Genomic DNA, 12,220 nt, shown 5'->3' with positions numbered 1-12,220 from the left:
TCATGAGGAGTCGCGCGGGGAGCGGTGGGCATCGCCCCGATCCACTGCACATGTGGCGCCAGGCGTGGTGTCCGCGGAGTACGTCAGCGACATGCCATCGCCTCACGCCGAACGTCGAGGTGCCGCGCTCAGCCGCCGCGAGTCGACCGCGGCGTTGAGCTGACAGTTGTCTCGCGGCCGTCGTGCAGTTCGGTGACAGCGAACGCGTCCTCGACCGGGCTGCGCACCGGTCCGTTGGTGAGGAACCCGGTCAGGCGTCCGGCGATGCCGGGCGGGCCGTAGAGCGGGACCGGGTTGCGTTCGACGTCCGCGAACAGCAGGGCGTAGTAGGCGGTGAGCAGGTCCGCGCTGTGGTCGGCGTGCAGGTGTGAGATCCAGATCGCGTCCAGGTCCTCCAGCCGCGTGTGGCGCTGCAACGGGCCGCGCGTGCCGGTGCCGGCGTCCATCCACACGCGAGTGTCGCCGTGCGACACCAGATAGCCCGAACACGGGTTGTCCGTGCTCGGGTACGGCGTCGCGCACCCGAGCACGGTCAGGCTGAGGTCCATCGGTCAACCGCAGATCAACGGGCCCGCGTTCCCTTGAGCTTCACCAGGTCCGACTCGAACAGGCCCTGCTCGACCTTCAACGTGCCGGGCACGGCCGCGTCCGGTCTGCTCATGTACGACTGCGTGGCGGAAGGCCGCCCCACCAACGAGAACCGCAGCTGGCCGGTGAGCCCCAGCGTGTCGATCGCGTTGGTCTCGTGGAACGCCCGCAGCATCCCGTCGCGCGTGAGGTCCTTCCGCTCGCACGCCTTCTCGAGCACCGCGACGTACGCCAGCGCGACCGTGTACCCGTGCACGGTGTTCAGCGAGCCCGGCTCGTTCGGCCATCTCTGCAGGTAGCCGTCTCGCAGCTCACGGACGCCCTGGGCGTCGGCGCTCCACGGGGCGACCGGCGCCGTGAGCAGCACCTGCTTGGCGAACACGCCCGCCACCGGCGACTGCATGATCGCCGGGTCGTAGCTGACGGCGCTCGACAGGATCGGCACCGTCCAGCCGAGCTGGGCCGCGATGCCCACGGCCGCGGCGGTCTGCGGCGGGGTCAGGCTGAGCACCAGCACCTTGGCGTCGGCGGCCTTCAGGGCGGCGATCTGGGTGGCGAGGTTCGCCGTCGTCTCGGTGACTGCCTGCTCCGCGACCTTCATGTCCCAGTTCTCCGCCACGAAACGGCTGCCCTCCAGCGCGTTGTCGCCGAAGCTGCCGCGCAGGTGCAGGTGGCCGATCGTGTCGCCGGTGTTCAGCGACCCCTTGCGCTTGTAGTGGTCGAGGCCGTTGATGATGTCGAGGTCGTAGGTGGTGCCGACGATCATCATGTGCGGGTTGCCCAGCAACGAGGCCGCCCACGAGCCGGGCACGGTGAGCGCCCGCGTCTGCATCAGGTCGGGTTCGACGGCCGCGGTCATCGGGCCGCCGGTGACGTCGATGAAACCCAGCACCTGTGGTTCGAGCTCGAAATAGCCGTCGAGTGCCTTCTGAACGTCGTAAGCGTGGTCCTTCTGCTTCAGCTCGATCCGCCGTCCGCACACGCCGCCACGTTTGTTGACCTGGTCCAGATAAAGTTCATATCCGCGAATCCGGAGAACCGAAGTCCCTTTGAAAGGACCAGTCATGTCGGTCAGCACGCCGAGTGAGATCGCCTCGCCGGTGACACCGGAGCCCGTCCTGACCGGCTGATTCATCTGGTCATTCCCTGCGCAGCCGGTGAGCGCCGCCAGCAGGAGGGCAGTGGACAAGAATAGATGACGAATGGACATTCCAGGCCTTGTCGCAGGAGAAATGAATCAGCGGCGGGGTCGCAGTATTGAACAAGAGGGCGGGGTCCGCCTAATTTTGTGGCCCGGAACACCCCCGTGGGGTGAACAGCTTCGATTACCGATGCAAAAGGGCTGCCGGGTACCTTGATCGGGTGGAAGAGCCCAGGTGGAACGAGTGGCGGCGGCCCGGTCCGACGCCCGCGCAACGGCGGCGCGACATCGGCCTCGCCGTGATCGTCCTGCTGTGCGCCGTCGAGGTCACGACGCTGATCAACAGCATGGGCGCGTACGTCTTCCGCGACCCGCCCGGTCTGCTCGCGCAGCTCGCCTGGGTGCTCGCGTTGTCCGTGCCGCTGGTCGTGCGCCGCCGCTACCCGCTGGCCGTCGTGCTCGTGGTGTCGGCCCTGTTCATCGCCGCGCAGATCAACCGCGCCGGCGACACCCTGGTGCCCTCCGCGATCCTGTTCCTCGCGATCTACACGGTCGGCGCGTGGGAGCGGAACCGCCGCGTGGCGCGCTGGTCCCGCATCGGCGTGATCGCCGCGATGTTCCTGTGGCTCGGGTTCAACCTCGTGCGGTCGCTGCTCGGTCCCAAGGGGGACTTCAAGGACGCCGCCGGGCCGATGGACCCGGTGCTCGCCTCCGTCCTCTACGGACTGGAGTTCAACATCTTCTTCTTCATGCTCGCCTACGTGGTGGGGGAGATGGCCTGGTCGGGTGCCCGGCGCCGGGCCCAGCTGGAGTTCCAGGCCGAGGAGCTGCGCCGCTCGCAGGAACAGAACACCCGTGGCGCCATCACCGCCGAACGCATGCGCATCGCCCGCGACCTGCACGACGTCGTGGCGCACCACGTGTCCGTCATGGGTATCCAGGCCGGTGCCGCGCGCCGCGTCCTCGACTCCGATCCCGCCCTGGCCCGCGACGCGCTGCAGACCGTCGAGCAGACGGCTCGCACCGCGATCAGCGAGCTGCGCGGCCTGTTGGGCGTGTTGCGCGCGGACGCGGACAACGACTTGAAAGCGGCACCCGGCCTGGACGATCTGCCGGAGCTGTTGGACAGCGCACGGGCGGCTGGCCTTAAGGTCTCGCACGGCGTGTACGGCGACGTGCGCGAGGTGCCGTCCGGTGTCGCGTTGTCGGCGTATCGGGTCGTGCAGGAAGCACTGACGAACGTGGTGAAACACGCCGACGCTCACCATGTCGACGTGCGGATGCGTTATCTGGACAGCGCTCTGGAGCTGGAGATCGCCGACGACGGCCGTGGTCGCCCGGTGTCCACGAGCCCAGGTTTCGGACTTGTCGGCATGCGTGAACGTCTTGCCGTGCACGGCGGTTCGCTGGAAGTAGGGCCACGGCGTGACACGGGCTATCTGGTCCGTGCGTCACTGCCGACGGTGTTGGAGGAGAAGGCGTGAGCTTGCGAGTCGTGCTGGCCGACGACCAGGACCTGGTTCGCGCCGGGTTCCGGGTCATCCTCGGCACCGAACCCGGCATCGAGGTGGTCGGTGAGGCAGGCGACGGCGCCCAGGCCGTCGAACTGGTCGCCGCGCTGCGCCCCGACGTCGTGCTGATGGACGTCCAGATGCCCCGCATGGACGGCCTCGAAGCCACCCGCCACATCCTGTCCGCAGGTCACGGCACCCGCGTCGTCATCCTGACCACGTTCGACCGCGAGGACTACCTCTTCGAGGCACTGCAGGCGGGCGCGAGCGGGTTCCTGCTGAAGAACGCCTCGCCGGAGGACCTCGTCGAGTCCGTGCGGGTCGTCGCACGAGGGGACGCGCTGCTCTCGCCCGAGGTGACGCGACGGGTGATCGCCCGCTTCAGCACGGCGTCCCGGGAGCGCACCCGGCCGCCCGAGCTCACCGACCGCGAGTTCGAGGTGCTGGTGGAACTGGCCAAGGGCGCGTCGAACGCGGAGATCGCCGCGACGTTGTTCCTGGGGGAGACGACGGTGAAGACGCACGTGTCGCGCGTGCTGACCAAGCTCGGTCTGCGCGACCGCACACACGCCGTGGTGTTCGCCTACGAGAGAGGGATCGTCACGCCTGGCGGCTGAAGCAGTCGGGAACTCATACTGTCCCGGCTTCACATCGCCGTGAGAGGTGGGCTCAGTGACGACGAACGCGCGCATCCGCCGCAGTGGTCTTGCCCCGGTCCTCCAGGCGCGGCTGGCGCTGTGGGCGTTCGTCGTCGTCAACGTGGCGATCGTCGAGTTCCTGTTCCTGACCGCGGGCAAGGGCAAGAACGAGGTCCTCACCGTCGGCAAGTTCTTCGGCTTGCACGCCGCGTTGATCCTGATGTTCCAGTTGCTGCTGGTGGCCCGGCTGCCGTGGCTCGACCGGCGCATCGGCATGGACCGTTTGACGGTGTGGCACCGGTGGACCGGCTTCACGCTGTTGTGGACGGTGCTCACGCACGCCACGATCGTCGTCCTCGGGTACGCGACCCTGGACGGCGTCTCGATGGGGAAGACGTTCGTCGCGCTGGCGGGTGTTCCCGCCTCGCTGCTCGGCATGCTCGCGGCGACCACCATCGTGGTGATCGGGGTCGTCTCGACGCGGGCGATCCGGCGGCGCCTGCAGTACGAGACCTGGCACGGCCTGCACCTGTTGCTGTACTTGGCGCTGGGACTCGCGTTCGTGCACCAGCTGCTGGAGACCACGACGTTCAAGTCGTCGGTGTTCGCGATGGTCTACTGGTGGGCGCTGTGGCTGTTCGCCTTCGGCTCGCTGGTCGCCGGACGGATCGTCACACCGCTGATCCTCAACGCCCGCCACCAGTTCCGGGTCGCGGCCGTCGTGCCCGAGTCGCCCGACGCGGTGTCGGTGTACGTGACAGGGCAGGGTCTCGACAGGCTGCGGGCCAGGTCCGGCCAGTTCTGCATCTGGCGGTTCCCCGGACACCGCCACTGGTGGCTCGCGAACCCGTTCTCGCTGTCGGCCGAACCCGACGGCCGCACGCTGCGGCTGACCGCCAAGGCCGTCGGCAAGGGCAGCGCGGGCCTGCGCACCCTGCGGGTCGGGACGCGCGTGTTCGTCGAAGGCCCGTACGGGGCGTTCACCTCACTGCACCGAACCCGGCCGGGCGTGCTGCTGATCGCGGGCGGCGTGGGCGTCACGCCCATCCGAGCCCTGCTGCAGGAGCACGTCCCCGGCGACTTCGTCGTGCTCTACCGGGTGCGCGACGAGCGAGAAGCCGTGCTGCTGAACGAGTTGCGCCAACTGGTCGCCGCCCGTCGCGGCCGGCTGCACCTGCTCACCGGCAGGACCGGCCAGGGAGCACGGCCGTTCGAACCGGGTGCCCTGCAGCAGCTGGTGCCCGACGTCGTGGCTCGCGACGTGTACGTCTGCGGCCCGCCCGCGATGACGGCGGCCGTGCTGGACGGACTACGCCGCCTGAACGTGCCGAACTCCCAGGTCCACGCGGAGAAGTTCGGCCTGGCCTGATGTTCTTTCGTTCGGCGTACGCAATCTGACGTACGCGAGATCAGAACGTGAGCGGATGATGCGGCCCCTCGTGGTGACGAGCATGGATCTCGACACCACGAGAGAGGAAGAGCAATGGCTACCACCCGCAAGCTCAGCGGCCGTGCTCGCAAGGCCGTGCTGCTCGTGCACGTCCTGTCGGCGGCGGCGTGGCTCGGCATCGACCTCGCACTGGGGATCCTCGTGGTGATCGCACTGTCCACTGAGGACACCGGCACCGCGGGCGTGGCGATCCAGGCCGTCGACCTCTTCGCGATCTGGCCGATGTTCGGCGCCAGCGTCGTCTGCATGATCTCCGGCGTGGTGCTCGGCCTCGGCAGCAAGTACGGCCTGGTGCGGTACTGGTGGGTCGCGATCAAGCTGTTCCTGAACGTCGGCATGTCCCTGCTGATCGCGTTCGCTCTGCGCCCAGGCGTAGCGGAGGCCGCACGGATCGGCAAGCAGATGCTCGCGGGCGACCCGGCCGCGGTGATCCCGTCCGGCATCCTGCACCCGGTAGTGGTCGCGCCGACGCTGCTGCTGTTCGCCTACGTCCTGTCCGTCTTCAAGCCGTGGGGCAGGATCCGCAAGCCAGCGGAACCAGTCGAGCGCCAGCGCCGCGACCTCGTCGGGGCGGTCTAGCTGCATCGCCCCGGTCGGTGCCGATGACGATCTCGTCGAACCGCGTCAGCAGCTCACCCCGCCGATCTGGCCGACCCGCGTCAGAAGTCCACCCTCATCACGAACCGCCGCTTCGTCGGGTGCGTCACCTGCACGAACCCGGCCTCCTCGAAGACCTGCCGCGCACCGACGTGCATCTCGCCCCACGTGACGTTCTGCCCAGGCGCGGCGAACATCGGATACGCCTCCACAGCGCGGGCCCCGTGCTCGCGCGCGTGCTCCACGGTCGCCGCCGCCAGCTCGTACGTCAGGCCCTGCTTCCGGAATCCTTTGCGCACCACGAAACACGTCACGGCCCACACGCCGTCGTCGTCCTTGTCCTCGGCGCGGCCCTTCCACGGAATGGGCATGGTGAGCAACTTCGCGTAGTTGCACCGCGGCTCGACCGCCACCCACCCGGCGGGCTGGTCGTCCACGTAGGCCATCAGGCCGCTACCCCGCGCGGACTGCGACTCGTGCGCGGCGATGCGTTCGTCGAGCGTCGAGTCGCGCCACGCCCAGCCCTTCACCTTGTAGCGCTGGCAGTGGCACTTGCCAGGCTCGGAGCCGTCGAAGATCGCCTCGACGTCCTCCCACGGCACCTGGTCCGACGGCACGATCCGGATCACGCCCGCCAGCCTAGAACGCTCGGACCGGTCGCGACGGTCACCGCCCCGAGGTGGCCGAATTCGACGGCCGACTCGCCAGACATGAACCCCAGGCCCGAACCCGACCCCAGTCCTGAACCCCAGGCCGGAACCCCGACCCCCAGGCGGGAACCGCGGACCCCAGGCCGGAACCGCGGATCCGAACCCCAGACCTGGCCTCAGACCCAACCCCAACAGAACGACGAGACTCGATCCCACGACGAGGCCCCATCCGGCGGTGAAGCCCGGCCCGACCCCTCGCCCCCCGCGCTTCCTCCTATGCGGAACGAACAGATCGCGATTCCGGTTCCCCGTCTATCCACAGCCTACCGCGAGCAGAGAAGTCGCAGGTCAAAGACCCGCAGCCCTGTGGACAACTTGAGATCTTGAACCCCAAGAGCCACACAAGGGCCTCCCCGAAGACCAACTAGTCCGAGCCAGACCCCACAGGCGCTCCGAACAAGGGCAGCAACTCCTCCACGTTCAAAAACGTCGTACACCCGGTAACCAGCCCACCCCGAACATCAAGGAACACTAGCCCGAACGGCCGCTCCATCCCAGGCCGCATCTGCCAGTAGGCAGGCGACCCATTGGCCCGAACCGGCACCAACCAAGCCCCAGCACAGGCAGCCCCAGGAGAACTCAAAGCCACCGAGATAGCCGCACGCCCCCGCAACCACCAGCTGTACGGCGGCATGGACATAGTCGCGTCCTCATGCAACAACGCCACCAACGTCTTCACATCATGCCGAGAAAAAGCCTCGCAATACCGACTCAACAACGACCGCTGCACAGGATCCGAGGGCAAGAACGGCTCCCCGACATCCACAACCCGCAATGTGGCCCGAGCCCGCTGCAACGCACTGTTGGCCGAAGCCACCGAGATGTCCAACAACAAGGCAACCTCAGCAGCCCGCCAAGCCAGCACATCCCGCAAGATCAGCACAGCACGCTGCCGAGCGGGCAAATGCTGTAGCGCAGCCACAAACGCCAGCCGAACGGTCTCGCGCCGAATCGCCTGATCCTCCGGCAACACCAGAGCATCGGGCACCGGCTGCACAAAGACGTTCTCCGACAAGGCGGAGCCGAAGTCCCCACCGGACGGTCCCAGGTCGACGGCCAAGGCTCGGCGCTGGGTACTGCGCTGCATGTCGATGCAGATGTTCGTGGCGATGCGGTAAAGCCAGGTGCGCAGAGAAGCACGCACAGGGTCGTAGCTGTCGTACGCCTTCCATGCGCGCACGAGTGTTTCTTGCGCGGCGTCCTCGGCCTCGAAGCCGGAGCCGAGCATGCGGTAGCAGTAGCCGGTCAGCTCGATCCGGAACGGCTCCAGCGCCTCGATCACGCGAAGAACCCTACGCGGACCGATGAGTTTCCGTCGGCTGGCACGTACGTACGAGCATGACCGAAGACATCCGCGCCACGATCAAGGCGGAACGACGTGACCAGGCAGAACTCCTGAGCAACCTCACCGAGGAGCAGTGGCGGGCCCCGAGCCTGTGCGAGGGCTGGACGGTGAAGCACGTCGTCGCCCACACGACGCTGCCGTTCCGCTCGTCGGGCCGGCGGGTGATCCTGGAGATGCTGAAGGCAGGAGGCCGGTTCAACGTCGCCTCCGACCGCATGGCCCGCAAAGACGCAGAGAACTCCACTACCGAAGACCTGCTAAAAGCGCTGAAGAACAACATCGACCACCCTTGGACGCCACCCGGCGGCGGGCCGGTGGGGGCGCTCTCGCACGACATCATCCACGGCCTCGACATCACGACCGCGCTGGGGATCGACCGGAAAGTCCCGCACGACCGGCTGAAGCTGGTGCTCGGGAGCATGAAGCCCAGCAACGTCAAGTACTTCGGCGCGGACCTCGACGGCAAACGCCTGGAGGCCACCGACATGGACTGGACGTTCGGCGAGGGCGAACCTGTCAAAGCTCAAGCCCAGGACCTGTTGCTGCTGGTCTGCGGACGCAACATCCCGAACAGGCTCAGCTGACCGCGCCGCGCACGCGGGCCGTCGCCTCGGTCGTGGCGACCAGGAACCGGAGCACCACCTGACGCTCGGCGGTGCTCATCCCGGCCCACGCCGAGGCGTACTCGCGGGCCAGGGGCTGGAAGAACGTGGCCGCGAGCGCCGTCGCCCTGTCGAGCACCCGCAGCTCGACGCGGCGGCGGTCCTCCGGGTCGCGCTCACGTGTCACGTGGCCGGCCTTCTCCAGGCGGTCCAGCACGGAGGTCGTGGCCGACGCGCTGAGGTTGAGTGCCTTCGCCAGCGTGCCGGGTGTCATGGGAGTCGTCATGATGAGGTTCAGCGCTGTCATGTCTGTCGGGTGCAGGGCGTGCGCGGCGCTGAAGATCTCCAAGAACCTGTTCGACTCCATCACCAAAGCGCGCAGCAGCATGCTCAGGTCGTAGTCACTTGCGTCGCTCACGGTCACAGCTTACTGTTTCGGCCATCGAAACGTTCGACGATCGAAGGAAAATCTGATGCGAGTCCTCGCCGGGGTACTGCTCGTCGTCTGGTTGGCCCTGGGCGGCTTCACCGGGCCGTACGCGGGCAAGCTGTCGGAGGTCGCCGAGAACGACAGCAGCGCGTTCCTGCCCAACTCGGCCGAGTCCACCCAGGTCGCCGAGCTGCAGAAGAAGTTCCAGCGCGAGACCGCGATCCCGGCGATCGTCGTGATCGAACGGTCAGGCGGACTGACCGAAGAGGACAAGAAGTACCTCGCCGACCAGGCCAAGGGCTTCCAGGCGTCCCCGGTGATCCCCTCGCCGACCGACAACCAGGCCGCTCAGGTGGTCGTGCTGCTCGACCCGGGCAACGACGTCAAGGACTCGGTCTTCCAGCTCCGCGACGGCACCCGTGGCGCTCCGGAAGGCCTGACGGTGCTGGTCACCGGCCCTGCCGCGCAGGTCGCGGACCTCGTCGAGGCGTTCGGTGGGATCGACGGGCTGTTGCTGCTCGTCGCGGGCGCCGTGGTCGCGTTGATCCTGCTGGTGGTCTACCGCAGTCCGTTGCTGCCGGTCGTCGTGCTGGTGTCGGCGGTGTTCGCGCTAGGCCTGGCCAGTTTCGTCGTGTACCTGCTGGCGAAGAACGACGTGCTGGCGTTGAACGGCCAAAGCCAGGGCATTCTCTCGATCCTGGTGTTCGGGGCCGCGACGGACTACGCGTTGCTGCTCGTGTCGAGGTTCCGCGAGGAACTGCGCGACACCCAGGACAAGTTCGCGTCCATCAAGACGGCCTGGCGCGGCACGATCGAACCCATCGCGGCCTCGGCCGGCACCGTGATCCTCGGTGTGCTGTGCCTGCTGTTCAGCGACCTCGACTCGAACAAGGGCCTCGGACCGGTCGCGGCCATCGGCATCGGCGCCGCGTTGCTGACCACGATGACGTTCCTGCCCGCGACGCTGGCGCTGCTCGGGCGTGGCGCCTTCTGGCCGTTCGCACCGAAGTTCGGCTCGCAGCACCCCGAGACGAGCGGGCTCTGGGGCCGCGTCGCGAAGCTGGTGCGCCGCAAGCCCCGTGCGATCTGGATCGTCACGAGCCTCGTGCTGCTCGTGGGAGCCGCGTTCCTGCCGCAGCTCAAGGCGTCCGGCACCGCGCAGTCCGACGTGTTCCTGACGCCGGTCGAGTCCGTCGCGGGACAGGAGGTGCTGTCGCGGCACTTCCCCGGTGGCACCGGCTCGCCGACCGTGATCATCGCCAACGAGAGCCAGACCGCGGAGGTCGTGCAGAAGTCCAAGGTGGACGGTGTCGCGGACGTGCGGCCCTCCGGCACGGTCGACGGACTCGTGCGCATCGAGGCCACGCTGAAGGACGCGCCGGACTCCGACGCCGCGGTCGAGACCGTGCAACGGCTGCGCGCGGCAGTGGACGGCATCGACGGCACGAAGGTGGGCGGGCCGACGGCGACGTTGCTCGACACCAGGACGACGTCCGAGCACGACCGTATGCTGATCATCCCGATCGTGCTGGTCGTGATCTTCCTGATCCTGGCGTTGCTGCTGCGGTCGTTGCTGGCGCCGTTGCTGCTGATCGCGACCGTCGTGCTGTCGTTCGCGGCCACGATGGGCGTGTCGGCGCTGGTGTTCAACCACGTCTTCGACTTCCCGGGCGCCGATCCCGTGGTGCCGTTGTTCGGGTTCGTGTTCCTGGTGGCGTTGGGCATCGACTACAACATCTTCCTGATGACCCGAGTCCGCGAGGAGACGAAACAACTCGGCACGGTCGAGGGCACGCTCAAGGGCCTGAGCCTGACCGGTGGCGTGATCACGTCGGCGGGTGTGGTGCTGGCGGCGACGTTCGCGGCGCTGGCGGTGCTGCCGATCCTGTTCCTGACGCAGATCGCGTTCATCGTGGCGTTCGGTGTCCTGCTGGACACGTTGCTGGTGCGGTCGTTGCTGGTGCCGGCGCTGTCGGTCGACATCGGCGGGCGAATCTGGTGGCCGTCGAAGCTGCGGTGAGCCAGGATTCCGGTCATGACCCTCACGGCACGTCAGCTCAACCGCGCCACGCTCGACCGGCAGATGCTGCTGCGGCGTGAACCGGTGGACCTGCCGACGGCCGTGGACCGGATCGTCGCGATCCAGGCGCAGGAACCCGCCTCGCCCTACATCGCGCTGTGGAACCGGATCGAGGGCTTCGACCCTGCTGATCTGGACGAGGCGTTCGTGACCGGGGTGGTCCGCAAGGCATCGCTGATGCGGATCACCCTGCACGCCGTCACGGCCGCCGACCACGAGGCGTTCCACCACGCGATGCTGCCCGCGCTGAGGGCGTCGCGGCTCTACGACAAGCGGTTCAAGGGCATGAACATCTCGGTCGAGCAGGCCGACGCACTGCTGGAGCACCTGCTGGAGTTCGCCGCGACGCCCCGGCAGAAGGCGGAGATCGAGGAACTGCTGCACTCGCACGTCGGCGACGTCGGTGAGCCCGGCGTCTGGTGGGCGCTGCGGACCTACGGCGGGCTCGTGCACGCGCCGACGGGCGGGCCGTGGTCGTTCGGGCTGCGACCGTCCTATCAGGCCGTGGCGGCCGAGCCCCGCGAACGGATGGCGGCCGTCGCGGAGATGCTGCGCCGCTACCTCACCGGCTTCGGGCCCGCGACCGTGCTCGACATGAACCAGTTCAGCATGCTGCCCCGCACCACGATCCGGGAAGCGCTGGCATCACTGGACCTCGTGCGGCACGGCGACCACTACGACGTTCCGAACCGGACGATCCCGGCCGAGGACACCCCGGCGCCGCCACGGCTGATGGCCATGTGGGACAGCACGTTGCTCGCCTACGCCGACCGCAGCCGGATCATTCCGGAGGAATACCGCAAACTCGTCATCCGCAACAACGGTGACACTCTGCCAACCCTGCTGGTCGACGGGTACGTGGCCGGGGTGTGGCGCCCCACCGAGGACGGAGGCGTGGAAGCGACCGCGTTCCACGCCCTGGACGAGCGACAATGGGCCGGGCTGGCCGAGGAGGCCGCGGCGCTGCGCAAGCTCCTGGGGGACCGCGAACCGCAGGTGTACAAGCGTTACGCACGGTGGTGGAGCGGCCTTCCGGCCCACGACGTTCGTACTGTGTGAATACGTCAAGATCCACAAAGGACCCATGCGTGAGTCACTATTCCTCCACCCTGCATGGAGGAAAGTCCA

General features: G+C 67.9%; 12 protein-coding genes. 7 read left to right on the top strand and 5 right to left on the bottom strand.

Annotated elements, in window-relative coordinates:
- Positions 1–128: 128 nt before the first annotated feature.
- Both ACSHWB_RS43245 and ACSHWB_RS43240 read right to left on the bottom strand, forming a co-directional pair.
- The gene (locus ACSHWB_RS43245) at positions 129–548 is read right to left on the bottom strand and encodes an MBL fold metallo-hydrolase (RefSeq protein WP_439659129.1); all 420 of its coding nucleotides are present in this window, start codon (positions 546–548) and stop codon (positions 129–131) included.
- Between the two features lie 14 nt (positions 549–562).
- Complete coding sequence (locus ACSHWB_RS43240) at positions 563–1,723, bottom strand: ABC transporter substrate-binding protein (protein WP_439659128.1); 1,161 nt, start codon at positions 1,721–1,723, stop codon at positions 563–565.
- A gap of 227 nt (positions 1,724–1,950) precedes the next feature.
- Here ACSHWB_RS43240 and ACSHWB_RS43235 point away from each other — a divergent pair, with 227 nt between their 5' ends.
- The 4 genes from ACSHWB_RS43235 to ACSHWB_RS43220 all read left to right on the top strand — a co-directional run bounded on the left by ACSHWB_RS43235 (position 1,951) and on the right by ACSHWB_RS43220 (position 5,907).
- Entirely contained in the window at positions 1,951–3,213 is a 1,263-nt protein-coding gene (locus ACSHWB_RS43235) for a sensor histidine kinase (protein WP_439659127.1), read from the top strand.
- Positions 3,210–3,857 carry a response regulator gene (locus ACSHWB_RS43230; RefSeq protein WP_439659126.1) on the top strand — a complete coding sequence of 216 codons (648 nt, stop codon included), beginning with the start codon at positions 3,210–3,212 and terminating at the stop codon, positions 3,855–3,857. The genes ACSHWB_RS43235 and ACSHWB_RS43230 overlap by 4 nt, the downstream gene beginning before the upstream one ends.
- A 55-nt stretch (positions 3,858–3,912) precedes the next feature.
- Complete coding sequence (locus ACSHWB_RS43225; protein WP_439659125.1) at positions 3,913–5,247, top strand: ferredoxin reductase family protein; 1,335 nt, start codon at positions 3,913–3,915, stop codon at positions 5,245–5,247.
- 114 nt (positions 5,248–5,361) lie between these two features.
- A complete protein-coding gene (locus ACSHWB_RS43220) occupies positions 5,362–5,907 on the top strand; it encodes a hypothetical protein (RefSeq protein WP_439659124.1) in 546 nt (181 codons plus the stop codon).
- An 80-nt stretch (positions 5,908–5,987) separates the two neighbouring features.
- Here ACSHWB_RS43220 and ACSHWB_RS43215 read toward each other — a convergent pair whose 3' ends face one another.
- Both ACSHWB_RS43215 and ACSHWB_RS43210 read right to left on the bottom strand, forming a co-directional pair.
- Positions 5,988–6,554, bottom strand: a complete 567-nt coding sequence (locus ACSHWB_RS43215; RefSeq protein WP_439659123.1) for a GNAT family N-acetyltransferase — start codon at positions 6,552–6,554, stop codon at positions 5,988–5,990.
- A 445-nt stretch (positions 6,555–6,999) separates the two neighbouring features.
- Positions 7,000–7,917 carry an RNA polymerase subunit sigma-70 gene (locus tag ACSHWB_RS43210; RefSeq protein ID WP_439659122.1) on the bottom strand — a complete coding sequence of 306 codons (918 nt, stop codon included), beginning with the start codon at positions 7,915–7,917 and terminating at the stop codon, positions 7,000–7,002.
- A gap of 56 nt (positions 7,918–7,973) precedes the next feature.
- On the opposite strand from ACSHWB_RS43210, the gene ACSHWB_RS43205 reads away from it, so the two are divergent.
- The gene (locus ACSHWB_RS43205; protein ID WP_439659121.1) at positions 7,974–8,564 is read left to right on the top strand and encodes a maleylpyruvate isomerase family mycothiol-dependent enzyme; all 591 of its coding nucleotides are present in this window, start codon (positions 7,974–7,976) and stop codon (positions 8,562–8,564) included.
- On the opposite strand, the gene ACSHWB_RS43200 is transcribed toward ACSHWB_RS43205, so the two are convergent.
- Positions 8,557–9,000: a MarR family winged helix-turn-helix transcriptional regulator gene (locus ACSHWB_RS43200; protein WP_439659120.1), complete on the bottom strand. Its 444-nt coding sequence runs from the start codon at positions 8,998–9,000 to the stop codon at positions 8,557–8,559. The genes ACSHWB_RS43205 and ACSHWB_RS43200 overlap by 8 nt on opposite strands.
- Before the next feature lie 55 nt (positions 9,001–9,055).
- Between ACSHWB_RS43200 and ACSHWB_RS43195 the strand changes: the two genes are divergently transcribed.
- Positions 9,056–11,032, top strand: a complete 1,977-nt coding sequence (locus tag ACSHWB_RS43195; RefSeq protein ID WP_439659119.1) for an MMPL family transporter — start codon at positions 9,056–9,058, stop codon at positions 11,030–11,032.
- Between the two features lie 15 nt (positions 11,033–11,047).
- Positions 11,048–12,151, top strand: a complete 1,104-nt coding sequence (locus tag ACSHWB_RS43190) for a winged helix DNA-binding domain-containing protein (protein WP_439659118.1) — start codon at positions 11,048–11,050, stop codon at positions 12,149–12,151.
- Positions 12,152–12,220 lie beyond the last annotated feature (69 nt).

Origin of the sequence: Lentzea sp. HUAS TT2 (assembly GCF_051853195.1) — a bacterium.
Classification (GTDB): domain Bacteria; phylum Actinomycetota; class Actinomycetes; order Mycobacteriales; family Pseudonocardiaceae; genus Lentzea.
The sequence above is the reverse complement of the archived record's forward strand: the minus strand, read 5'-3'. Positions and strand labels throughout refer to the sequence as shown.

Bases quoted from the DNA above. Each gene is read 5' to 3' on its own strand.
- ACSHWB_RS43245 (WP_439659129.1), bottom strand. From the start codon at position 548: ATGGACCTCAGCCTGACCGTGCTCGGGTGCGCGACGCCGTACCCGAGC.
- ACSHWB_RS43240 (WP_439659128.1), bottom strand. From the start codon at position 1,723: ATGAATCAGCCGGTCAGGACGGGCTCCGGTGTCACCGGCGAGGCGATC.
- ACSHWB_RS43220 (WP_439659124.1), top strand. From the start codon at position 5,362: ATGGCTACCACCCGCAAGCTCAGCGGCCGTGCTCGCAAGGCCGTGCTG.
- ACSHWB_RS43205 (WP_439659121.1), top strand. From the start codon at position 7,974: ATGACCGAAGACATCCGCGCCACGATCAAGGCGGAACGACGTGACCAG.
- ACSHWB_RS43195 (WP_439659119.1), top strand. From the start codon at position 9,056: ATGCGAGTCCTCGCCGGGGTACTGCTCGTCGTCTGGTTGGCCCTGGGC.
- ACSHWB_RS43190 (WP_439659118.1), top strand. From the start codon at position 11,048: ATGACCCTCACGGCACGTCAGCTCAACCGCGCCACGCTCGACCGGCAG.